This is a genomic window from Exiguobacterium sp. s133 (genome assembly GCF_018618595.1).
Lineage (GTDB): Bacteria > Bacillota > Bacilli > Exiguobacteriales > Exiguobacteriaceae > Exiguobacterium_A > Exiguobacterium_A oxidotolerans.
Window position 1 is genome coordinate 143,926 of the sequence record NZ_JACSMK010000002.1, and the last position, 22,123, is coordinate 166,048.

21 protein-coding genes, 1 tRNA gene, 1 other RNA gene and 1 pseudogene are annotated in these 22,123 nt (G+C 48.5%); 3 read left to right on the plus strand and 21 right to left on the minus strand.

Annotated elements, in window-relative coordinates; translation table 11 throughout:
• Window positions 1-450: 450 nt before the first annotated feature.
• The 12 genes from ssrA to KNP96_RS03375 form a co-directional block, all read right to left on the minus strand.
• Window positions 451-809: a transfer-messenger RNA gene (ssrA, locus tag KNP96_RS03320) on the minus strand.
• 58 nt (window positions 810-867) lie between these two features.
• Window positions 868-1,338, minus strand: a complete 471-nt coding sequence (smpB, locus tag KNP96_RS03325; protein WP_088837732.1) for an SsrA-binding protein SmpB — start codon at window positions 1,336-1,338, stop codon at window positions 868-870.
• 32 nt (window positions 1,339-1,370) lie between these two features.
• Window positions 1,371-3,728 carry a ribonuclease R gene (gene rnr, locus KNP96_RS03330; protein ID WP_214768829.1) on the minus strand — a complete coding sequence of 786 codons (2,358 nt, stop codon included), beginning with the start codon at window positions 3,726-3,728 and terminating at the stop codon, window positions 1,371-1,373.
• 14 nt (window positions 3,729-3,742) lie between these two features.
• The gene (locus KNP96_RS03335; RefSeq protein WP_214768830.1) at window positions 3,743-4,483 is read right to left on the minus strand and encodes an alpha/beta hydrolase; all 741 of its coding nucleotides are present in this window, start codon (window positions 4,481-4,483) and stop codon (window positions 3,743-3,745) included.
• 101 nt (window positions 4,484-4,584) lie between these two features.
• Window positions 4,585-4,818 carry a preprotein translocase subunit SecG gene (gene secG / locus KNP96_RS03340; RefSeq protein ID WP_029331335.1) on the minus strand — a complete coding sequence of 78 codons (234 nt, stop codon included), beginning with the start codon at window positions 4,816-4,818 and terminating at the stop codon, window positions 4,585-4,587.
• A gap of 146 nt (window positions 4,819-4,964) precedes the next feature.
• Window positions 4,965-5,879: a ribose ABC transporter substrate-binding protein RbsB gene (gene rbsB, locus KNP96_RS03345; RefSeq protein WP_214768832.1), complete on the minus strand. Its 915-nt coding sequence runs from the start codon at window positions 5,877-5,879 to the stop codon at window positions 4,965-4,967.
• Window positions 5,880-5,909: 30 nt separating this feature from the next.
• Window positions 5,910-6,869 carry a ribose ABC transporter permease gene (gene rbsC / locus KNP96_RS03350; protein ID WP_029331338.1) on the minus strand — a complete coding sequence of 320 codons (960 nt, stop codon included), beginning with the start codon at window positions 6,867-6,869 and terminating at the stop codon, window positions 5,910-5,912.
• A gap of 10 nt (window positions 6,870-6,879) precedes the next feature.
• Window positions 6,880-8,358: a sugar ABC transporter ATP-binding protein gene (locus KNP96_RS03355; protein ID WP_214768833.1), complete on the minus strand. Its 1,479-nt coding sequence runs from the start codon at window positions 8,356-8,358 to the stop codon at window positions 6,880-6,882.
• Window positions 8,359-8,370: 12 nt separating this feature from the next.
• Window positions 8,371-8,760: a D-ribose pyranase gene (rbsD, locus tag KNP96_RS03360; RefSeq protein ID WP_214768835.1), complete on the minus strand. Its 390-nt coding sequence runs from the start codon at window positions 8,758-8,760 to the stop codon at window positions 8,371-8,373.
• Window positions 8,757-9,635, minus strand: coding sequence for a ribokinase (rbsK, locus tag KNP96_RS03365; protein WP_214768837.1), 879 nt, complete (start codon window positions 9,633-9,635; stop codon window positions 8,757-8,759). The genes rbsD and rbsK overlap by 4 nt, the downstream gene beginning before the upstream one ends.
• Entirely contained in the window at window positions 9,632-10,612 is a 981-nt protein-coding gene (locus KNP96_RS03370; protein WP_088837739.1) for a LacI family DNA-binding transcriptional regulator, read from the minus strand. Before KNP96_RS03370 ends, rbsK begins: the two co-directional genes overlap by 4 nt.
• Before the next feature lie 181 nt (window positions 10,613-10,793).
• Window positions 10,794-11,126 (minus strand): hypothetical protein, encoded by a 333-nt coding sequence (locus KNP96_RS03375; protein ID WP_029331344.1) that lies wholly within the window; start codon window positions 11,124-11,126, stop codon window positions 10,794-10,796.
• Between the two features lie 152 nt (window positions 11,127-11,278).
• Between KNP96_RS03375 and KNP96_RS03380 the strand changes: the two genes are divergently transcribed.
• Window positions 11,279-11,599, plus strand: a complete 321-nt coding sequence (locus KNP96_RS03380) for a hypothetical protein (protein WP_088837740.1) — start codon at window positions 11,279-11,281, stop codon at window positions 11,597-11,599.
• A 481-nt stretch (window positions 11,600-12,080) separates the two neighbouring features.
• On the opposite strand, the gene eno is transcribed toward KNP96_RS03380, so the two are convergent.
• The 8 genes from eno to KNP96_RS03420 form a co-directional block, all read right to left on the minus strand.
• Window positions 12,081-13,373: a phosphopyruvate hydratase gene (gene eno / locus KNP96_RS03385; protein WP_023469213.1), complete on the minus strand. Its 1,293-nt coding sequence runs from the start codon at window positions 13,371-13,373 to the stop codon at window positions 12,081-12,083.
• Window positions 13,374-13,443: 70 nt separating this feature from the next.
• Window positions 13,444-14,991, minus strand: a complete 1,548-nt coding sequence (gene gpmI, locus KNP96_RS03390; RefSeq protein ID WP_214768839.1) for a 2,3-bisphosphoglycerate-independent phosphoglycerate mutase — start codon at window positions 14,989-14,991, stop codon at window positions 13,444-13,446.
• Window positions 14,992-15,744 carry a triose-phosphate isomerase gene (gene tpiA / locus KNP96_RS03395; RefSeq protein ID WP_088837742.1) on the minus strand — a complete coding sequence of 251 codons (753 nt, stop codon included), beginning with the start codon at window positions 15,742-15,744 and terminating at the stop codon, window positions 14,992-14,994.
• Between the two features lie 29 nt (window positions 15,745-15,773).
• Window positions 15,774-16,958 (minus strand): phosphoglycerate kinase, encoded by a 1,185-nt coding sequence (locus tag KNP96_RS03400; RefSeq protein ID WP_088837743.1) that lies wholly within the window; start codon window positions 16,956-16,958, stop codon window positions 15,774-15,776.
• A gap of 122 nt (window positions 16,959-17,080) precedes the next feature.
• Complete coding sequence (gene gap / locus KNP96_RS03405; protein ID WP_088837744.1) at window positions 17,081-18,091, minus strand: type I glyceraldehyde-3-phosphate dehydrogenase; 1,011 nt, start codon at window positions 18,089-18,091, stop codon at window positions 17,081-17,083.
• Window positions 18,092-18,144: 53 nt separating this feature from the next.
• Window positions 18,145-19,167, minus strand: coding sequence for a sugar-binding transcriptional regulator (locus tag KNP96_RS03410; protein ID WP_029331355.1), 1,023 nt, complete (start codon window positions 19,165-19,167; stop codon window positions 18,145-18,147).
• A gap of 118 nt (window positions 19,168-19,285) precedes the next feature.
• Window positions 19,286-19,549 carry a glutaredoxin family protein gene (locus KNP96_RS03415; protein WP_088837745.1) on the minus strand — a complete coding sequence of 88 codons (264 nt, stop codon included), beginning with the start codon at window positions 19,547-19,549 and terminating at the stop codon, window positions 19,286-19,288.
• Window positions 19,546-20,694 carry an RNA polymerase factor sigma-54 gene (locus KNP96_RS03420; protein ID WP_214768841.1) on the minus strand — a complete coding sequence of 383 codons (1,149 nt, stop codon included), beginning with the start codon at window positions 20,692-20,694 and terminating at the stop codon, window positions 19,546-19,548. The genes KNP96_RS03415 and KNP96_RS03420 overlap by 4 nt, the downstream gene beginning before the upstream one ends.
• A 187-nt stretch (window positions 20,695-20,881) precedes the next feature.
• On the opposite strand from KNP96_RS03420, the gene KNP96_RS03425 reads away from it, so the two are divergent.
• Together KNP96_RS03425 and clpP are read left to right on the plus strand one after the other, a co-directional pair.
• Window positions 20,882-20,957, plus strand: a tRNA-Arg gene (locus tag KNP96_RS03425).
• A gap of 180 nt (window positions 20,958-21,137) precedes the next feature.
• Window positions 21,138-21,722: pseudogene (gene clpP, locus KNP96_RS03430) on the plus strand (ATP-dependent Clp endopeptidase proteolytic subunit ClpP); the annotation flags it as partial.
• A 141-nt stretch (window positions 21,723-21,863) separates the two neighbouring features.
• Here the strand turns inward: clpP and KNP96_RS03435 are convergent.
• Window positions 21,864-22,100: a hypothetical protein gene (locus tag KNP96_RS03435; protein ID WP_029331360.1), complete on the minus strand. Its 237-nt coding sequence runs from the start codon at window positions 22,098-22,100 to the stop codon at window positions 21,864-21,866.
• Window positions 22,101-22,123: the final 23 nt, after the last annotated feature.

A 22,123-nucleotide genomic window follows, 5' to 3' on the forward strand; every position in this document is an offset into this window, starting at 1 on the left:
TTCTTGAAGATCAGCAGATTTTTTTAAACAACTTGAAGAAATTACAATATCACAAAATAACGATAGCGACTCAGGTGGAATAATTGTAGTACCATGGTACGCCAAGCCACTAGCTGGTCGATTAAATGTCTGGAAATATGTTTTCATGATTAACAGTTGCTCCATTAAATCGCTAACAACATTGTCACCAACACTAATGCAATTAAATTTCTTTGGTTCATAATCAATGTACCTCGGTAGATTTTTATGATTATCAATAATTCCAAATTCGTGATTAAGCGCTATATTTTTCACCTTCTTATAATTAATTGATTATGCTAAGACCATTAATCTAAGTACACTTTTTAGCAATACTATAACTTTCTCTTCTTAAATTCAGTAAAAATCCTATAAAAAAAACCCTTGATTTACAAGGGTTTTGACAATCTTTGAAATCTTAACGATTTCAGGGTATGGAGACGGTGGGAGTCGAACCCACGTCCGAAGGCATCGTATACTTAAGCTTCTACGTGTGTAGTCAATTTATTGGGATCTCGTCGTCAGGCTGCCAATTGACAGGCGTCCGTCCGACCAGTCTGATTCCATCTCTTCTCTTTCCCTCCAGACGGAAGGGTCCAAGCGTAGCCTGTTTAAAGTGAGACCCTAGAAATCAGCCGACCAGGCGACGGCTGCTAGGATCCGTAGCTGCTATTAAGCTGCTGCGAGTTGTGTGTTAGTTTTGCCAGTTATGGCTGATGCGTTTTAACGAGGCCGACCCCTCGACACGCCACAGAAGACCGAACTACCCCCGTCGAATCCGTAACGTCCCCAAGATATAAAATTGGGGCTTTCCGAATACTATTATAATAGCAGAAAAGTGTTACGGGTTCAATACTTTTGCTTGTCGCGTAACGCACGGTCGATATCCCGCTTCGCATCCTTCTTCTTCAGGTCGTCGCGTTTGTCGAATTTCTTCTTCCCGCGACCGAGTCCAATCAGACATTTCGCGTAGCCGTTCTTGATGTAGACCTTCAACGGCACGATCGTATAGCCGTCGCGCGAGACCGATCCCATCAAGGTTGCGATCTGTTTTTTGTGCAGCAACAGTTTCCGCGGACGGAGCTGTTCGTGGTTGTACCGGTTCCCCTGTTCGAAGTGGGCGATGTTCGAGTTCCAGAGAATCGCTTCCCCGCCGTCGAACCGGACGAACGCGTCACCGATACTGATTTTTCCTTTACGGACCGATTTGATTTCGGTTCCCGTCAAGACGAGACCCGCTTCGATCGTATCTTCAATCGCATAATCAAACGACGCCCGTTTGTTGTTGGCTAATACTTTTGAACTTGTCCCTTTTGGCATCTCTCTTCCACCACATTTCTAAACAGAAGCGCTTATTTGCGCTTCCGTTTTTTATTCGAGACCGCTTTATGGAACGGCGGTTTATCCTTCTTGTCTTTCCCGGCAAAGCCTTTCCCTTTTGACTGTTCGTTCGGTTTCCCTGGACGTTTCGACTTGCCGCGACGGTCGTCTTTCTTGTCGTCGCGTTTTTGTCCCGGACGGCCGCCAGATGAACGAATCGTCTTCGACTCAAACCGTTTTTTCGGTTGGCGTTCCGGCATCCCGACGACCGCAAAGTCAATCGTCTTCTCATCGATGTTGACACCGGTGACTTTAATCTCGACGACGTCACCGATCCGGAACTGTTGTTTCGTCCGTTCGCCGATCAACTGGTAGTTCGCTTCGTCGTACCGGTAGAAGTCATCCGTCATCGCCTGGATGTGGACGAGTCCTTCAATCGTGTTCGGTAACTCAACGAACATACCGAAGTTCGTCACGCCACTGACGACACCTTCAAACGTCTCGCCGATGTGTTGCTCCATGTACTCGGCTTTCTTCAGGGCATTCGTTTCGCGTTCCGCGTCGACGGCACGGCGTTCCCGTTTTGAGGCGTGATCGGCGATTTCCGGCAGCATTTCGGCATAACGGTCCTGTGTCTTTTGCGATTTATCATTAAAGATGATGTACTCGCGCAGGAGACGGTGGACCATCAAGTCGGGGTACCGGCGGATCGGTGACGTGAAGTGCGTGTAGAAATCGGTCGACAGACCAAAGTGACCGATCGGCTCGACGTCATATTTCGCCTGTTGGAGCGACCGTAACATGACCGTACTGACGACGGCTTCTTCCGGCTCGCCTTCGACAGCGTTCAGAATCGTCTGCAACGTCTTCGGTGTGACTGACTCGCCCTTGCGTTCAACATTGATGCCGAAGTTGGCGATGAACTTGAAGAACGTATCGAGACGTTCAGCTTTCGGCTCATCGTGGATCCGGTACATGAACGGCAGTTTTTGATGTTGGACGTGCTCGGCGACTGTTTCGTTCGCTGCGAGCATGAACTCTTCAATCAGTTTTTCGGCAACGGACCGTTCGCGGAGGATGATTTCGCTCGTCTTGCCTTCTTCATTGACGAGGACTTTCGCTTCCGGGAAGTCGAAGTTGATCGCCCCACGGCGCGAGCGGCGTTCGCGGAGGATCGCTGCCAGTTCCGCCATCTGATCGAAGTTGTCGACGAGATCGTGATATTTCGCGATCACTTCTTCGTCTTCGCGTTCGATGATTTTCCGGACATCGGTATACGTCATCCGTTCCGTCGTCTTGATGACACTCTGTAAAATCTCTTGGTTGACGACAGCACCGTTCTTGTCGATTTCCATGATGCAGCTCAGTGTCAGACGATCGACGTGTGGGTTGAGTGAACAAATCCCGTTCGACAGACGGTGCGGAATCATCGGAATCACGCGGTCGACGAGATAGACACTCGTCCCGCGTTCGCGTGCTTCTTCGTCGAGTGGTGAATCTTCCTTGACGTAATGCGAGACGTCGGCGATATGGACACCGAGCTCATAGTTGCCGTTCGCAAGTCTTTTGACGTGGACGGCATCATCCAAGTCCTTCGCGTCAGCACCATCAATCGTCACTGTGACTTCGTTCCGTAAGTCAACCCGACCGACAAGGTCCTTCTCATCGATTTGATCCGGAATGTTGTTCGCTTCCTCAATCGCTGCGTCCGAGAAGTCGACGTTGATGCCGTGCTTATGGACGATCGATAAGATATCGACACCTGGGTCATTTTTATGCCCGATGATTTGTAAGACTTTTGCGGTCCCGGCGTAACGACCGTCCGGGTACTTTGTGATCCGGGCGAGGACTTTATGACCGTCGACGGCACCGAGCGTATCTTCGTCCGCGACGACCGGTAAGAACGTCAGCTTCGAGTCATCCGGTTCGATGTAGGCGATCGATTCAATCCGTCCTTTAGGACTGACGAACGTCCCGACGAAATCAGCCGGTCCACGTGAAAGAATCTTCAGCAGCTTGCCTTCACGGCGGTCGCCGCCGTTTGATTCGGCGAAGACTTTGACGAGGACACGGTCGCCGTTATAGACGTTACCGAGTTCCGGGGCCGGCAGGAAGATATCGCCTGCTGAACCGTCTTCCGGTGAAACGAATCCGAATCCGCGTTGGTGGACGGAGATTTTCCCGGCGACTTGCCCGATTTGCGCGAGCGTGCCGTATTTGTTCGAGCGGGTCCGGGCGACGAGTGCCTCTTCTTCGAGTGCGTTCAACGTCCGGATCAATTCTTTGAATTCTGTTGTATCCGATAGTTCTAGTTTTTTCGTTAATTGATCGATCGACAGCGGACGTTCTTCCGCCGTGATGACCTCGAGTATTCGTTCACGTAATTCCAACGTGACACCTCCAGTTAATTGCTCCAGTTCAACGATTCTAAAAAGTCATGAATGTCCGCATGGAGCTTATCTTTTTCTTTGTCGAGCGTAATGACATGACCTGAGTTCTCATACCAGATCAGCTCTTTTTGGAAGGCACTGACACCATCATGAATGATGTTGGCCGAGTCCGTATTGATCATATGATCATTGCGGGCCTGGACGACGAGTGTCGGTGCATAGACATCTTCGAGTGAATCGCGTGTGTCTTTCAGCAACGCTTGTAAATCTTTTAAGGTCGGCATCGGTTCGAACGCTGCCATTTCCTGTTCGATTTGTTCCGGTGACTTTCCTTCTCGTTTCTTAAATTCGATAGCGTACTCGGTAACGCCTGCATACATGACGTCTTCACTTTTAATATAAGCGGGTGCGCACATCGGAATGACCGCTTTGACGGGACGGTTCATCGACAGTTTCAGTGACATGACGCCACCGAGCGATAATCCGCAGACGGCGATTTCGTCGTACCCTTTCGCGACGAGCTCTTCGTACCCGTCGAGGACGTCCTGCCACCAGTCGGCTGGCCCGGTCTTCGTCAGCTCTTCGGGTGGGGCGGCGTGCCCTTTATATTGTGGGGCGAGTGATGTATAGCCCTGTTTTTGCAGGTAACGGCCGAGGATCCGGACATCGGCACTCGAACCCGTGAAGCCATGTAACAGTAAGACGGCCCGTTTGCCGGCTTCAAAAAAGAATGGTTTTGGTAATGTAATTTTCATAAAATGATTCCCCCTCTAACTCTATACCCCAAAATGAAAATTTAGAAATCGAGAAAACAAGAAAAAACGACAGCGCAAACGTACGGCTGTCGTTTCAATACTCACTTATAAAAAGCGACGAGTAACGCCAAAATAAAGAATAAAGCTCCTAAAACAGATGCCACACGATTCAGGACCGCATCCAAGCCACGAGCTTTTTGGCGACCAAATAATTGTTCTGCCCCACCAGTTAATGCTCCGAGTCCAGCCGTACGGCCTGACATCAAGAGAACGACAATGATGAGAAGAACGGAAACGACGATGAGGCCGACAAGAGCCACGTTATGAATGATCATCGATGATCCTCCTTCAATAATATACGCTTCTTTCATTATAGAGAAAAACAGGTACGGGAACAAGGAATAGATTTATCGGATTCCAGTTCCTGCAAAAAAACATCAGCCGCTCAAGGATTGCTCCAGTGCGACTGATGATAGAAGACTTATTGTTTGATGAGATCGAGTTCGACTGGAATGTTCTTGTCGACTGTCTCGCCTTTCAAGTGTTTGATTGCTGTCTCGATGCCCATCTTCCCGATTTCTGTCGGTTTTTGCGCAACTGTTCCTGCCATCTTGCCATCTTTAACGGCTTTGACAGCATCGTCTGTCGCGTCAAATCCGATGACTTTGACATCTTCCATGCCGGCTGCTTTCAATGCTTCGACAGCACCGAGTGCCATTTCGTCATTGTGGGCGAAGACTGCTTTGATGTCTTTGTTGTTTTGAAGAATGTTTTCCATGACCGACAGACCTTTTGCCCGGTCGAAGTTGGCTGATTGTTTTGCAACGACGTCCAGTTTCCCGTCGACTGCCGCGTGGAACCCTTCGCCGCGGTCACGCGTTGCGGAAGCACCCGGAATCCCTTCAAGTTCAACGACTTTTGCTTTGTCGCCAACGAGTTCGATCATGTATTCACCCGCTTGTTTTCCACCTGCGACGTTATCCGACGCGATGTGGGCGATGACGTCACCGGCTTCAGCGTTCCGGTCGACCGTGATGACTGGAATGTTTGCATCGTTTGCTGTTTGGACGGCCGCACCGACTGCTGCTGAATCCGTTGGGTTGATCAAGATGAGATCGACTTTCTTTTGAATCATGTCTTCGATGTCGCTTGCTTGTTTTGCCGCGTCATCTTGTGCATCTGCGACTTGCAGTGTTGCGCCTTGTGCTTTTGCTTCTTCTTCGGCGCCTTCTTTAAGTGAAACGAAGAACGGGTTGTTCAGTGTCGAGATTGAGAGACCAATCTTAAAGTCCTTTGTCTTCGTCTCTTTTTCTGTGTCACTGCCTGGCTGCTCTGTCGAACACGCTGCTGCGAACACCATCAAGGCCATCATGACGAGTGCAAGTAATTTTTTCATCTGTAATTTCCTCCTTCAAAATGTGTGTGATTACGTCGTTTGTTTCCGGTCTGCGAGAACGGCGAACAGGATGACGAGTCCTTTGACGACAAGTTGGAAGAACGATGACACACCGAGTAAGTTCAAGCCGTTGTTGAGTGTCCCGATAATCAAGGCCCCGATCAATGTTCCGACGATCCAACCGCGACCACCGGATAGACTTGTCCCGCCGAGGACGACGGCTGCGATTGCGTCGAGTTCATACGATGTTCCTGCTGTCGGTTGCGCCGAGTTGAGGCGTGACGTCAGGATGATGCCGGCGAGTGCTGCCATCAAGCCGGATAGCGAGTAAATCATGATTTTGACTTTGTTGACTTGAATCCCCATCAATTTCGCCGCTTCTTCATTTCCACCAATGGCATATGTGTAACGCCCGAACGTCGTTTTCTTCAAGATGAAGTAAAGGACCGCGAAGGCGATTAACATCGTCACGACCGGTACAGGGAAGATCCAAAAGTAACCCCGACCGAATAATTCAAACCATCCACCTTGCCCGAGTCCTGTGATGGGTCGTCCGTCCGTATAGACGAGCGTCAGGCCACGGAAGATCGTCATCGTCGCCAGTGTCGCGATGAACGGTGCGACTTTCCCGAGTGAGATGACCATGCCGTTTAACGCACCCATGATAGCACCGACGATCAGTCCGGCGAGAACGGCAATAATGGCTGACGTTCCGTCCGTCATCAGTCCGGCGACGAACGCCGACGATAAGGCGAGAATCGAACCGACCGATAAATCAATCCCACCCGTCAAGATGACGAACGTCATGCCGAAGGCGATCAAGGCGTTGATCGACACTTGGCGTAAAATGTTGAATAAGTTATTGAGTGTTAAAAAGTCCGGTTCCATAATCGATACGACGAGCACGATCGCGAACAGCCCGGCGAGCGGACCGAGCTTCTGCCCGATTCCGAGCCGGCGCGGTTTCTTTTCCGTCAGTTTCCCTTGCATCAATTCCATCTCATTGTCCTCCTGTCGCAAGTGTCATGATACTTTCTTGCGTCGCCTCTTGTTGTTCGAGCATCCCGCTCACTTGTCCTTCCCGCATCACGTAGACGCGGTCACTCATCCCGAGAATCTCCGGGAGGTCGGAACTGATCATGATGATCGCGACACCAGACGCGGCGAGCTCATTCATAATCAGGTAAATTTCTTTTTTTGCACCGACGTCGACACCACGTGTCGGTTCGTCGAGGATCAAGACATCCGGTTTCGTCCCGAGCCATTTCGCGAGGACAACCTTTTGCTGATTCCCGCCGGAGAGTGACTTCGCCGGTTGATCCATCGAACTGTGACGGACCGACAACGACTTGAGATAGCCTTCCGCGAACTGGCGCTCCGACTGATCGGAGATGACACCCGACTTCGCTAACGACCGAATCGTCGGCAAAGAGATGTTCTCCCGGAGTGAGAAGTCGAGGAACAAGCCCTCGCCTTTTCGGTCTTCCGTCAAGAAACCAAGTCCTTGTTTGATTGCATCGTGCGGTGATTTGATGTTGATGACGTTGCCATTCAGCTTGATTGTTCCTGCCTTCAAGCGATCAACACCGAACAGACCACGCATGACTTCCGTCCGTCCCGCTCCCATCAAACCGGAAAAGCCGACGATTTCACCGGCACGGACGGAAAACGAGACGTCTTCAAACCGTTTCCCCGTCGCTCCCGTCACTTCTAAGACCGTGTCACCGTGTGTAACCTTGCGTTCCGGGTAGCGTTCACCCATCTCGCGTCCGACCATTTCGCGGACGATTTGTTCAAATGATGTCTCAGCGATCCGGTGGGTCGAGACGGAGACCCCGTCCCGCAAGACGGTGATCCGGTCACACAGTTCGAAGATTTCTTCCATCCGGTGCGAGATGTAGACGATTGAGACGCCTTGCTCGCGTAACGCCGTCGCGACACTGAACAGGGCGCGAATCTCACGTTCCGTCAAGGCAGCTGTCGGTTCATCCATGATGATGACCTTTGCGTGCGTCATCAGTGCTTTTGCGATCTCAATCATCTGTTGTTGCCCGACCGATAACGTCCGCGCCAGTTGATTGACATCCATGAAGACGTTCAGTTCCGCCAGTTCCCGTTCCGCGAGTCGTTTCATTTCCGCCTGTTTCAACACACCGAAGCGTGATTTCAACTCACGACCGAGGAACAGATTTTCCGTCACCGTCAAATCAGGCAGAATGTTTAACTCCTGGTGAATGAAGGCAATCCCCGCTTCTTCCGCCAGTTTCGGATTTTTATAGTGTTGTTCGACACCATCGACTTGAATCGTTCCCTCGTCCGCTTTATGGACACCGGTCAAGATTTTCATCAGCGTTGACTTACCGGCTCCGTTCTCGCCCATCAAGGCATGAATTTCACCTGTCGCGAGTTCGAAGTCGACACCCTTTAAGACGGGCACGGGACCAAACGCTTTTGTGATTCCTGTCATCTCAATGTGCATCGTGCTTCCCCCTTAAAAAATGACGCCGGCGTGTAAAATTACATTGGCGTAAGGTGTCGCTTCACCTGTCCGGATGATGACTTTCGCCTGCTTCGTCAGTTCTTTAAACGCTTCGTGCGAGACGTATTCCGTCGTCACGTTTAATTGACTGACCATAGTGAGCGCCGCTTCGTTTGCTTCCTTGATTTCGGTTGCCAGTGTCACCTGTTCAACCGCCATGTCGTCCGCGACGACGCGCAAGACGTCGGCAAACGCCGGTGTCCCGAGTTCGAGCGCTAAATCAATCCGCGCAACGCCGGTCGGAATCGGTAAGCCGCAATCAGCGATGACGATCATATCGGTATGACCGAGATCTGCTAAGACTTTACTGATTTGACTGTTCAAAATGCCGTGTCGTTTCATACTTCGACCTCCATCTGTTCCCGCGATGGCATGCCGCCTTGAGCACCGAACGCCCGGACGGACATACCGGCTGCCTTGTTCGCAAAGCGAATCGCTTCCGTCAGTGACTTTCCTTCCGTCAACGCGACTGCGAGTGCCCCGTTGAACGTATCGCCGGCACCGGTCGTATCGACGACGTCCGTCTTAATCGCCGGCACCGTCACGATGGCGTTGCTGTCATAGAAACGGGCACCGCGGCTGCCTTCCGTTACAATCAATTTATTCGGATACTGGCTTAACCAATGTTCGAGAGATTGCTGTTGTCCGAAAATCAAGCCACATTCATGTTCGTTTGGTGTTAAGTACGTCACGTCTTCGAGCAACTCGTCGTCAAGGACGATGGCTGGCGCCGGATTCAAGATAACGGGAATACCGTGCTCTTTTCCGTAACGCGCCACCTGTTTGACCGTTTCCAGTGGAATTTCGAGCTGTAATAAAATCATGTCCGTCTGACCGAGCAAGCTGTCGAGCTGGCTCTCATCATAGACGACGGCTAAGTTCGCCGACTGGACGACGACGATTGAGTTGTCGCCTTCAGCGAGCGTGATGTGGGCCGTTCCCGTCCGTTCGTTCGCGATCGTTCGGAGGTGTGTCGTCCCGACGTGTTCCGCTTCGAAGTTTTGGCGAATCGCTGTCCCGCTCGCATCGTCACCGATGCACCCGACCATCTCGACGCTCCCGCCGAGTCGGGCAATCGCGACTGCTTGATTCGCCCCCTTACCACCCGGGACGGTATGAAACGCTGAGCCGATGACTGTTTCACCCGCTGACGGACGACGATCGCTTTCAACGACCAGGTCCATCGAGATACTCCCTACTACACTGATTTGTTTCATATTTGTTCATCCTTCCGCTTCGTCGTTTCCCGTTCGATGACTTCGACCGTCAACTCATGATGGACGGCCGCGATTTCTTTTCCTTCAATTCGTTGAATCAGCAACTTCGCCGCCAGTTCCCCCATCTGATAAATCGGTTGGGCGATCGTCGTCAGTGGCGGTGAAATCATTTGTCCGAGCTCGATTCCGTCATACCCGATGACTTGCAGTTGCTCAGGAATCGCAATCCCGCGTTCTGCCGCGACTTGAATCGTTGCCGCTGCGATGACATCGTTCGCTGCAAAAATTCCGTTACAGGTATAGTGGTCGAACAAATAGTTCGCCGCGTCGAGTGCGCCTTGAAAATGAAACGGGGACTCGATGCTTGCGACGAGATGTTTTCCTGCGACTTCTTCAAAACCATCCCGGCGTTTTTTGATCGTCGGTAACTTTGACGGCCCACTGATGACGACGAGTTCATCCGCTCCGTGATCGAGTAAAAATTGAGCTGCCTTCTTCCCGCCGTCGTACCCGTTTGATGTGACGGTCGGGATTGCTCCTTGTAACACCCGGTCGAGTGCGACGATCGGCACTTCGATGGTTTCATAGTTCGGGTTGTTCGAGTAGTTCGTCGTAATGATCAATCCATCGACATGCATCGCTTCGAGAGACTGGATATATTCATGTTCTTTCTGAAACTGTTCATCCGTGTTACACAAAATCACTTGATATCCATGCTTATGTGCCATATCCTCGACGGCACGTGCCAGTTGGGGAAAATAAGGGTTTGTGATGTCCGGTACGATCAATCCAATCAATCCTGATCGTTTTTGAAACAAGGAACGGGCGACACGATTCGGTCGATAATCAAGCTGTTTAACCGCTTGAAGCACCGCCACACGCGCTTTTTCGCTGACATATCCTTTTTCATTCATGACGCGTGATACCGTTGCGACTGATACATTTGCCACTTTCGCTACTTCCCGGATGGTCGACATGATTTCGCCACCTCTTTCTTTTGATAACGCTTACAATATGTATCATATTGTGTAACCGGTTACACATCAACCGTTTTCCGTAAAATATATTTTATTTATTTTATTCCGCTTACTTTCTAAAACTCCATACATAGCAAAAAAGTACGAAAAAAACGCTTCATACGAACGTTTTTCGTACTTTTCAAGAGTGTTGGTGTCGTTTTTTAAAAGCTCTTCGAAGGATCGCAATGACGAACGCGAGGATCGCGAGCGGTTCGAATAAGTAGATCAGCAAAAATGTAACATCGATGATGGCATCTTGCGGATTGTACCGTAAGATATAAATCGCACCCGGTAGTAAGGCAATCAATCCCCCGACACCCAGGATGGTTCCGATGATTAAACTTTGTCGTGAGAAACGACTCGTGATTTGATAAAGTCCGATGAATAGAATCAATTCCGTGAAATAGATGATACGTAACGGAATATCGTCAATCGATGTCTCCATTCCTAGAAATAAATAACGAAACAGCATGATTCTTCCCTCCCCGTTCTTTCTTCTGTACCCGGTTATTGATTCGATTAATGCAACAACTGCGACTTGACTGCATATCCTAGCTTAATTTAGGGAACTAAACTAGAGGATAGAGGTTAAATCAAGGATATAAGAGAAAGTTGGGGGTTTCGGTGAAAGAAGAATATTCAATGAAAGTCGTCAGCTGTTTAAATGATTTTTTTAAAAACAACAAAGAACCACTCGAAGTCGATTTACTGCGTGGACTTCCACCCGTCGTCTTGTTGCTAAAAGATGGAGCAAAACGATCATTTCCTGTTGAAACCAATCTTCATGATGAATTGCTGAGTGATATCAAGCGACTTGTGCAAGAATGTCTGGATCCGGAGACCTTGCGCAATCTTGATATCGACACAGATTTACCTGAATTTTTTGTCACGAAAGCACCACTGTATTCACCGTATCATTACCTCGTTACGTTTATTGAGGATTGATTTTAAAGCATAAAATTTCATTTTAATATTACGGGATTCGACATTGAGTCGGATCTCGTTTTTTTACATTTACCAAAAAAATCATTCATTCGCTCGCTTTTCTAGGGCGGGACGCAAGCCGCGGAGCTCTTTTCAGATCTCCGGGTCTCGCCTGTCCCTGACGGAAGCGTCGCTTCCTTCTCCCTTAGAAGTCGAGCTATGAATGACTTTCCTTATTTCCTATAAACCGGGGTCACTTATTTCATGCGACTCCTACAGGAAAAAGTGCAAGCCTGCTTGCGCTGTCAGAGACAAACAAGACCCGATTTCCTGCCTACAAGAGGCAGGGAAACTGGCTTGTGTCTCGCCTGAGGAAAGTGCGTGAAATAAGTGTGATCCCGTCTCCCCCCTTAGGAAAGCTAGTGAATCGGTTTTGTTTTTAAACTACAGGACAAAAAAACAGCCCCTCGCTAAGCGAGAGACTGTCGACTCAATCCGTAAATTACTTCTTGAGGTTGTAGAATGATTTGATACCATCGTAGACAGCAACATCTGAAAGCATGTCTTCGATGCGAAGAAGTTGGTTGTATTTCGCGATACGGTCTGTACGTGAAAGTGAACCCGTTTTGATTTGACCAGCGTTTGTCGCAACAGCGATGTCAGCGATTGTTGAATCTTCTGTTTCACCAGAACGGTGAGAAACGACTGCTGTGTAACCAGCTTTTTTAGCCATTTCGATTGCGTCGAATGTTTCAGTCAACGTACCGATTTGGTTAACTTTGATGAGGATCGAGTTAGCGATGCCTTTTTCGATACCTTCAGCAAGTTTTTCTGTGTTTGTTACGAACAAGTCATCCCCAACGAGTTGAACTTTGTGTCCGATACGGTCTGTGAGAAGTTTGTGGCCGTCCCAGTCGTTTTCGTCACAGCCATCTTCGATTGAGATGATTGGGTATTTGTCGACGAGTTGTGCGTAGAATTCAACAAGCTCTTCTGTAGAAAGGACTTTGCCTTCGCCAGCGAGGTTGTATGTTCCAGCTGCTTTGTCGTAGAACTCAGAAGAAGCGACGTCCATTGCAAGGTAAACATCTTCGCCTGCTTTGTAGCCAGCTTTTTCGATTGCTTCAAGGATAACTGTGATTGCTTCTTCGTTTGATTTCAAGTTTGGAGCGAATCCACCCTCGTCACCAACTGCTGTGTTAAGACCCATTCCGCTAAGAACTGATTTCAACGCGTGGAAGATTTCAGCACCCATACGAAGTGCTTCTTTGAATGTTGGAGCTCCAACAGGCATGATCATGAACTCTTGGAAGTCAACGTTGTTGTCAGCGTGTGATCCACCGTTGATGATGTTCATCATTGGAGTTGGAAGTGTTTTCGCATTGAATCCACCGAGGTACGTGTAAAGTGGAAGTCCAAGCTCATCTGCAGCAGCACGAGCAGCAGCCATCGAAACACCGAGGATTGCGTTAGCGCCGAAGTTACCTTTGTTTTTTGTTCCGTCGAGATCGATCATTTTTTTGTCGATTCCAGCTTGGTCGAAAACATCGTAACCGATGATTTCAGGTGCGATTTTTTCGTTGACGTTGTCAACTGCTTTCAAGACACCTTTACCGAGATAACGTGCTTTGTCGCCGTCACGAAGTTCTACTGCTTCGTGCTCACCAGTTGATGCGCCTGATGGGACGAGTGCGCGACCAAAGCCGCCGTCTTCTGTATATACTTCTACTTCTACTGTTGGGTTACCGCGTGAGTCAAGAATCTCGCGTGCATAAATCTCTGTAATCATTGACATTTAAATTCGCTCCTTTTAGTTGAAAAAATAGTGTGTGTTGCTTTGTTAGACGTTTATTCCATCGACGGGATTATTTCTTTAATACGATGGATTTACCCGTCATTTCTGACGGCTGATCTGCGCCAAGTAGATCAAGTAATGTTGGTGCTAAATCCGCTAATGCGCCTGTAAGTGGCTCGAGAAGTTCGACGTCTTCGACTGTCACGATACATGGTACCGGTTCTGTCGTATGGGCCGTCATCTTGCTGCCATCTTTATTGAGCACTTTATCGGCATTTCCGTGGTCAGCAGTCACGATTGCTGCGCCACCTTTGCTGACGATCAAGTCAACGACTTTACCGAGACATTCATCAACTGCTTCGATTGCCTTGATTGTCGGTTCGAGCATACCCGAGTGACCAACCATGTCCGGGTTCGCGAAGTTTAGGATGATGGCATCATGTTTGTCGGAATTGATCGCTTCAACAAGCGCATCCGTTACTTCATAAATGCTCATCTCTGGTTGTAAGTCGTATGTTGCGACTTTTGGCGACGGGATTAAGATACGATCTTCGCCTTCATACGGTTCTTCACGTTGTCCGTTGAAGAAGAACGTGACGTGTGGATACTTTTCAGTTTCCGCAATCCGTAATTGTTTTAAGCCTTGCTTCGAGAGTGTTTCCCCAAGCGTGTTTTTGATATCTTCTGGCGGGAAGACGATATCCGTATCAATCGCATCCGAGTACTTCGTCATGGAGACGAGCAGCAGGTTCTTCGGTGCATTGTCCGGAAGTTCGAATCCTGTGAAGCCAGCTTTTTCTTTGTAGACCTTCGCCAGTTGAATCGCACGGTCAGGGCGGTAGTTAAAGAACATGATTGCATCGTTGTCGTGGATCGGTGCGACTGGCGTACCGTCTTCCTGCACGACGACGGTTGGTTCGATGAACTCGTCCGTAACGTCCGTCTTGTATGATTCTTCTACCATGCCGATTGGGTCTTTTGTTGTCGGGCCTTCACCGTATGTGATGACGTCATAGACTTTCTTGACGCGCTCCCAACGGTTGTCGCGGTCCATTGCATAATAGCGTCCAGAGACACTCGCGAATTGACCGACTTGTAACTCATCCATCTTCGCTTGCGCGTCACGAAGGAAACCAGCACCCGATTGCGGATCACAATCGCGGCCGTCCGTGAAGGCATGCAGGTAAACTTTTTCGATTTCGTGAAGTTTCGCGAATTCAAGAACAGCATACAAGTGGTTGATGTGACTGTGGATTCCACCGTCAGATACTAAACCAAAGATATGGAGTGCTGAATCATGTTTCTTCACGTGACCTGCCGCATCGTTCATCGCTTGACGCGAGAAGAACGAGCGATCTTTGACGGCGTTGTTGATTCGGGATAGCGATTGGTAGACGACGCGACCTGCCCCGATGTTGAGGTGACCCACTTCTGAGTTCCCCATCTGACCTTCAGGCAAACCAACGTATTCCCCTTTCGCATTCAACAACGTATGTGGATATTTGTTCCAAAAACGATCGAAGTTCGGTTTGTTTGCTGCTGTCACAGCATTCCCGAATTCTTCATCACGCATACCGAAACCATCAAGGATGATAAGTGCGACTGGACGTTTTTTCATTTAAATCGCCTCCAACAGTTTGAGGAACGATCCTGTCTCAAGACTTGCTCCACCAACGAGTGCTCCGTCGATGTCAGGTTGAGCCATATATTCTTTGACGTTTTCCGGCTTGACGCTGCCACCGTACTGGATACGAACTGCTTCTGCAGCTTCTGTACCGAATTCAGCAGCGACGACGTCGCGAACGAATTTACAAGAATCTTGTGCATCTTGTTCTGTCGCTGATTTACCTGTTCCGATTGCCCAGACAGGCTCATATGCGACGACGAGATTTTTCACTTGGTCGACAGTCAAGCCTTTAAGGCTGTTTGTCGTTTGTTCACGGATGACGTCTTCGAACTTGCCGCCTTCGCGCTCTTCAAGTGTTTCACCTACACAAACGATTGGAACGAGACCGTGCTCGAACGCTTTTTTCGCTTTGCTGTTGATGAATGCATCTGTTTCACCAAAGTACTCACGACGTTCAGAGTGACCGAGGATGACGTATGTCACGTCAAGCTCTTTTAGCATGACAGGGCTGATTTCGCCTGTGAATGCACCACTTTCTTGATCGTACATGTTTTGAGCACCGATTTTAAGATCAGTTCCAGCTGCTGCTTCCGTTAAATGAGCAAGGAATACAGCTGGTGCACAGACAGCAGCATCGACAGTCGATGCAGCTGGTACTTTGCCTTTTACTTCTTCTGCGAATGCGACTGCATCCTTCAGAGTTAGATTCATCTTCCAGTTACCTGCGATGATTGGTTTACGCATTGAGAAACACTCCCTTGTGAACTATTGGATTACTTGTCGTTAAGCGCTTCGACACCAGGAAGGGCTTTACCTTCCATGAACTCGAGGCTCGCTCCGCCACCAGTCGAGATATGGCTCATCTTGTCTGCAAGACCGAATTTCTCAGCTGCTGCAGCAGAATCCCCACCACCGATGATTGAGTATGCGTCGCTATCAGCAAGTGCTTGAGCGACACCTTTCGTTCCGTTTGCGTATTTATCAAGTTCGAATACGCCCATCGGTCCATTCCAGACGACGAGTTTCGAGTTCTTGATTGCTTCCGCATACAGTTCGACTGTTTTTGGTCCGATATCAAGTGACATGTGATCCGCTGGGATACTGTCGATATCGCGTGGTCCTACATATGTTTCTTCGCCGAATTCCTTCGTGATGACACAGTCGACCGGCATTAAGAACTTGACGCCTTTGTCTTCTGCTTTTTTCATGAATTCTTTCGCTTGGTCGATTTTGTCTACTTCGAGAAGTGACGTTCCGACTTCATAACCTTGAGCTTTGAGGAATGTATAAGATAATCCCCCACCAATGATCAACGTATCGACGATATCAAGCAAGTGATCGATGACACCGATTTTGTCGGCTACTTTCGATCCCCCGATGATTGCAGTGAACGGACGATCCGGGTTCGAGATCGCTTTCCCGAGAACTTGAAGTTCTTTTTCAATCAACAATCCTGCTACAGCAGTATCGACATGGTGCGCGATTCCTTCTGTAGAAGCATGTGCACGGTGAGCTGCACCGAATGCATCGTTGACGAAGATATCTGCGAGTTTCGCAAATCCTTCAGCGAGTTCAGCATCATTTTTTGTTTCTCCAGGGTAGAAACGAACGTTTTCAAGAACGAGAACGTCTCCTGCTTCAAGCTTGCTGACCGCTTCTTCAGCGACCGGGCCATACGCTTCTTCAACGAGCTTGATGTCTTTACCAAGCAATTCGCTGAGGCGTGCTACGACTGGTGCAAGTGAGAACTCAGGATTTTTTTCGCCTTTAGGACGTCCCATGTGGCTTGCGAGAATGACTTTCGCTCCGCCATCCATCAAATGTTTAATTGTTGGAAGTGCCGCACGAATCCGTGTGTCGTCCGTAATTTTACCGTCTTCTAGTGGTACGTTGAAGTCGACACGTGTAAACACGCGTTGACCTTGTACATCGATGTCGCGAATTGATTTCTTATTCATACATTCGTCCTCCGTCTCATACGTATAGTGAGGGGCTGTGACGCCCCTCCAGACTTTTTTTCGCAATAAGAGCGGAGACTGGTAGTTTCCGCTCTTATTCAATTGCTATTTAATTGCTCGAATTACTTAGCGATTTCTGCGAAGTGTTTGAGTGTACGAACGAGTTGGCTAGTGTAAGACATTTCGTTGTCATACCAAGCAACTGTTTTAACGAGTTGCTTGTCGCCGACAGTAACAACTTTAGTTTGTGTTGCATCGAAGAGTGATCCGTAAGAGATACCAACGATGTCAGAAGAAACGATTTCGTCTTCAGTGTAACCGTAAGACTCGTTCGCTGCTGCTTTCATAGCTGCGTTAACTTCTTCAACTGTAACTTTTTTCTCAAGAACTGTTGTGAGCTCAGTGAGTGAACCTGTAGCGACTGGTACACGTTGTGCAGATCCGTCAAGTTTACCTTGAAGTTCTGGAAGAACGAGGCCGATTGCTTTAGCAGCACCAGTTGAGTTAGGAACGATGTTAGCAGCTGCTGCACGTGCACGACGGAAGTCACCTTTAGGGTGTGGAGCGTCGAGTGTATTTTGGTCGCCAGTGTAAGCGTGGATAGTTGTCATAAGACCTTCAACGATTCCGTACTGATCTTGAAGAACTTTCGCCATTGGAGCGAGACAGTTCGTAGTACATGAAGCACCAGAGATAACTGTTTCAGTTCCGTCAAGAATTTCGTGGTTCGTGTTGTAAACGACAGTTTTCATGTCGCCAGTAGCAGGTGCTGAGATAACAACTTTTTTAGCTCCAGCTTTCAAGTGAAGTTCAGCTTTTTCTTTGTCTGTGAAGAAACCAGTACATTCGAGAACGATGTCAACACCGAGCTCGCCCCATGGAAGTTCTTCTGGGTTGCGGTTAGCAAGTGTTTTGATTTCTTTACCGTTTACGAGGAAGTATCCGTCGTGTACTTCAACTTCTCCGTCGAAACGACCTTGAGTCGTATCATATTTTAAAAGGTGTGCAAGCATTTTAGTGTCTGTGAGGTCGTTGATTGCGACTACTTCGATTCCTTCAAATTGAAGAATTTGACGAAGTGCCAAACGCCCGATACGTCCAAATCCGTTAATACCAACTTTTACTACTGCCATGATAATTTTCCTCCTTTTAGTGTAAAGCGAGTTATCTATTATTCAAAAGGGGGCTACCCTTTCAAAATCGTTGTTGCGGCTCCTTCATCCGTAATGAGGATGATGTTTGGAGACTGTTTGACGTAGGCATTGATCGCTTCTGCTTTCGAATGACCACCGGCGACAACCACGACGTGTTCGACTTTTTTCAAGTCGTCGAGTTGTAGTCCGACCGTTTTGACACGGTGGACGATGTTTCCGTCCCGATCAAAATAATATCCGAATGCTTCTGCGACGGCTTGCTCGTCTTCGAGCTGTTCCAAAAGAGCTGTCGAAGCACGACGACGTTTTGCCATCGTTTTTGCCTCACCAATTCCATGTACCACGATTGAAGCATCTTTAATCATCTGTAAGACATTTTTAATGCTCGGCTCCTCGACCATCTTGACGAATGTCTCGGTGCTGACCATGTCTGGAATGTGAAGCAGATGATAGTCGCTTTGGGCACGTGAAGCCATGCGTGAGCAGACCGTATTCGCTTGAAGTTCAAGCGTTTCGCCAAGACCGCCTCGTGCGGGTACAAACGTCATCGGACGATTTTCCTTATCGGGCGACATCATCGCCGCGACCGAAGCCATCGTCGTCCCACCTGTAACTGCGATCGTATTGTGGTCTTTTGAAAGTTCACGTTTTAAGCGGGCAACTGTTGCCCGTCCCATATCGCGTTGCACCCAGAAGGTTTGATCCGAATCACCCGGTACGATGACGACGTCTTTTACACCAAGCTTCTCTTTTAAGGCTTTCGCCATATCGGAGATCCCGGCGAGTTCCGCCATCACACTGTGCATGCTTCGTAATACTGTCCGCCCTTCATCCGTCAAGGACATGCCTTGCGTCGCAACTTCCAGTAAGTCTTGTTCTTTTAAGAAGTCGACCTCCCGGCGTAGAACGCGTTCCGTCAAGCCAAGGCTCGTCGCAAGTGTTCGTCGTCCGATCGGTTGCATCAGGCGTACATAATGAAGAATGTCGTAACGTGTCTGCATTTCTTCAATCAGATCAGGCACGATTCGCTTTTGGATCTGTACTAACTGCCGAATCATGTAACTCCCGCTCCTCTCAAATTGCTGGACACTTTACGTCCCGCGTGTCATATCTTGTCCCACTTGGTACATTGCTATCATAACAGTACCTTGGTTTTGTTTCAAGTCTCGACCGTCATCTTTTTTCAAGTAAACGATTTCTGACCGCCTCCGTCTCAAATTTTCCATAACTTAAGATTTCGTTTTGATGTGCGAGAACCGGTATTTCGTAGAGGTACTTCAGACTGAGCGCCGCATCGTTGTCAATGTTGATTTCTTCGAATGTCCATTCGGGAAATTCATCTAATACAAAATCGAGCAAGATGGCGGCTTCCTCACATAGTGTACAACCCGGACGTGAATAGAGTGTTAAGTGCATGTTTTCTTTTGTTCGCATCATGAATTCGCCTCTCGTCTCTCGAAGTCCGCTTGGGTCAAACCAAGGGCTGCCCGATATTTTGCGACCGTTCGTCTCGCGACCGTAATTTGCTCCCTCGCTAGACAATCGACCAATTGTTGATCGCTCATCGGTACAGGCGACGCTTCGAGAAGTTGAGCGATCCGGACCTTAACTAAGAAACTCGACGTCCCGGTCGTCGTCCGTGAGACGAAAAAATCTTCGAGTAACATCGTGCCCTGAATCGTCTTGACCGTTTTGTTCGCAATCGCCCGTCCAACCGTCGACGGATGATGCCCCGTCACTTCCGCCACTTCTTTTTTAGTCAGTGGCGCGAGCTCGAGCTTTCCTTTAAACCAATTGAGCTGTCGCTCGATGATGACGTCCAGAATCGCCCGAAGCGTCGTCCGTCTCCGTTCATATGCACTCAAGAACGGTTTTGCTTCCTCGAGGTCGGTCCAACTGCGGTCGATTTCGAGATCAGACCAGTTGATCGTCAACTTGCCGTCACGGTATTCAATGTCTGCTTCCGGAATCGTCAGAACGGTCGTCTCCGGAAAGACCGGTGCTTTTGGTAACCGATCGAGCGCCGCCTTGATCCGTATCCGGTCTGTTGCATCATTGATGTCTTGAAGTGCTTGTTTGACAGCAATCCCTTCATTCAAATCCGTCGCGACATCAATCAATAACGCGTCATCTAGTTCGAGCGCGTGCAACAACCGGCATTCGTGCGCGGAACGTGCCGCAATTCCCGTCGGTTCACACCGTTGTAAAACGTGTCGTGCTTGTTTTACGAGACTGACGTCCGCCTCTAACAATGTTGCCAGTTGCGCATCCGTCGTCCGCAATAATCCATCCGTATCTAAGTACGTCATGAGTTGTTCCGCCATATATCCTATTTCCTGTCTCACCGATTCTAAACGTATTTGCTGAAGAAGCGTCGCTTCAAATGAAGCGACACGGTCTGCGACGCGGCCAAAATCAACGTCGATTGTTTTACTGAGATTATTCCGATAAGCGCTTGTCCGGCGTATGATTCGGTATACATGTTCTTCGAGTTCAGCAAATGATTCTTCAAGAATCGTCAACTGAAACAATTGGGACGTCGATAACGTCATCCGTTGCGTCTGTTCCTGGCGCTGTTCCATCGTCGGTTCTCCCTTCATTCCGTTGCATCTTTAACTCTTCTATATAGTATAGAGGAAAAAATCTTCCGACCGTCTAGAAAGTCCTCCTTAAGCATCTTTCGCCCGAAAAAAAATGTTGAATTTATCAATCGAGTATTGCTTTCCTGAAAAAATGTCGGTATACTATTAATTGTTCAGTAAAAAACATGCACCCGTAGCTCAGGGGATAGAGCACTGGTTTCCGGTACCAGGTGTCGGGAGTTCAAATCTCTCCGGGTGTACCATCTTTGAATCTACAGGCAATGCCGTTCGCGGTATTGCCTTTTTTTCTATATTGATATGTTTAATTCAATGCCATTCAGGAAAAATACATAAAAGTCGCATCGTATCTTTTGACCAATATTGACCAAAGGATTATGATAGGAATAAGTCGAATATGAGCTACATACCATCATAAGGAGGCAAAGACTATGTTAATTCCAACAGTCATCGAACAAACCAACCGCGGGGAACGTGCTTACGATATCTATTCACGTTTGCTCAAGGATCGTATCATTCTTCTCGGGAGCGCGATTGACGATAACGTCGCCAACTCAGTCGTTGCCCAGTTGCTCTTCTTAGCAGCAGAGGATCCAGATAAAGAAATTTCGCTCTACATCAACAGCCCGGGCGGTTCAATCACGGCGGGTATGGCGATTTACGATACGATGAACTTCATCAAACCACAAGTTTCAACAATTTGTATCGGAATGGCCGCTTCAATGGGTGCGTTCCTCTTACAAGCAGGCGCAAAAGGAAAACGTTTTGCCCTTCCAAACGCTGAGATCATGATTCACCAACCGCTCGGCGGCACACAAGGACAAGCGTCAGACATTAAAATTCATGCAGAACGTATCATCAAAATGCGTGAACACTTAAACAAAATCATGGCAGAAAACACAGGACAACCACTTGAAGTCATCGAACGCGATACAGAGCGTGATAACTTCATGTCTGCTCAAGCAGCAGCTGACTACGGTCTCATCGACCGCGTCATGGAGCGCGCTTAATCTGTTAACCCGACCGACCGTTGATGTTTTTACATCAGCGGTCGTTTTTTTGTTGTCTTCAAAAAAAAATCCTCTCCACGCCAGGCATGAACTTCATTGAATCATGAAAGTTCGTCCCGAACCTGAAAAGGATCGTTTGTGTTAGTCGATGAGATCTGTAATATCAGACACGATGTCGTGGTTTTCACGAATCAATGTGTAAATCCCGTTCGCATGTGGTGAAAGCTCTTCTTCTGCTTGCAATTGCTTAAGGAAGAGTGATGTTGCGAATGTCACGAGTGTACTTTTCGGTACACCGATTGATTTTGCTTTTTTCGTCAAGACTTCATCAAATTTCGCATCGACTGTCAGCGAAATACGTTTTTTTTCGTTAGCCATTTCAAAAACTCCTTAATTCGAAC

Bases quoted from the DNA above. Each gene is read 5' to 3' on its own strand.
- secG (WP_029331335.1), bottom strand. From the start codon at position 4,818: ATGATCATTCATAACGTGGCTCTTGTCGGCCTCATCGTCGTTTCCGTT.
- KNP96_RS03375 (WP_029331344.1), bottom strand. From the start codon at position 11,126: ATGCTGTTTCGTTATTTATTTCTAGGAATGGAGACATCGATTGACGAT.
- eno (WP_023469213.1), bottom strand. From the start codon at position 13,373: ATGTCAATGATTACAGAGATTTATGCACGCGAGATTCTTGACTCACGC.
- gpmI (WP_214768839.1), bottom strand. From the start codon at position 14,991: ATGAAAAAACGTCCAGTCGCACTTATCATCCTTGATGGTTTCGGTATG.
- KNP96_RS03355 (WP_214768833.1), bottom strand. From the start codon at position 8,358: ATGCACATTGAGATGACAGGAATCACAAAAGCGTTTGGTCCCGTGCCC.
- KNP96_RS03400 (WP_088837743.1), bottom strand. From the start codon at position 16,958: ATGAATAAGAAATCAATTCGCGACATCGATGTACAAGGTCAACGCGTG.
- KNP96_RS03370 (WP_088837739.1), bottom strand. From the start codon at position 10,612: ATGTCGACCATCCGGGAAGTAGCGAAAGTGGCAAATGTATCAGTCGCA.
- smpB (WP_088837732.1), bottom strand. From the start codon at position 1,338: ATGCCAAAAGGGACAAGTTCAAAAGTATTAGCCAACAACAAACGGGCG.
- KNP96_RS03415 (WP_088837745.1), bottom strand. From the start codon at position 19,549: ATGATGCGAACAAAAGAAAACATGCACTTAACACTCTATTCACGTCCG.
- KNP96_RS03435 (WP_029331360.1), bottom strand. From the start codon at position 22,100: ATGGCTAACGAAAAAAAACGTATTTCGCTGACAGTCGATGCGAAATTT.
- KNP96_RS03335 (WP_214768830.1), bottom strand. From the start codon at position 4,483: ATGAAAATTACATTACCAAAACCATTCTTTTTTGAAGCCGGCAAACGG.
- rbsC (WP_029331338.1), bottom strand. From the start codon at position 6,869: ATGCAAGGGAAACTGACGGAAAAGAAACCGCGCCGGCTCGGAATCGGG.
- rbsD (WP_214768835.1), bottom strand. From the start codon at position 8,760: ATGAAACGACACGGCATTTTGAACAGTCAAATCAGTAAAGTCTTAGCA.
- KNP96_RS03420 (WP_214768841.1), bottom strand. From the start codon at position 20,694: ATGGAACAGCGCCAGGAACAGACGCAACGGATGACGTTATCGACGTCC.
- rbsB (WP_214768832.1), bottom strand. From the start codon at position 5,879: ATGAAAAAATTACTTGCACTCGTCATGATGGCCTTGATGGTGTTCGCA.
- gap (WP_088837744.1), bottom strand. From the start codon at position 18,091: ATGGCAGTAGTAAAAGTTGGTATTAACGGATTTGGACGTATCGGGCGT.
- tpiA (WP_088837742.1), bottom strand. From the start codon at position 15,744: ATGCGTAAACCAATCATCGCAGGTAACTGGAAGATGAATCTAACTCTG.
- rbsK (WP_214768837.1), bottom strand. From the start codon at position 9,635: ATGAAACAAATCAGTGTAGTAGGGAGTATCTCGATGGACCTGGTCGTT.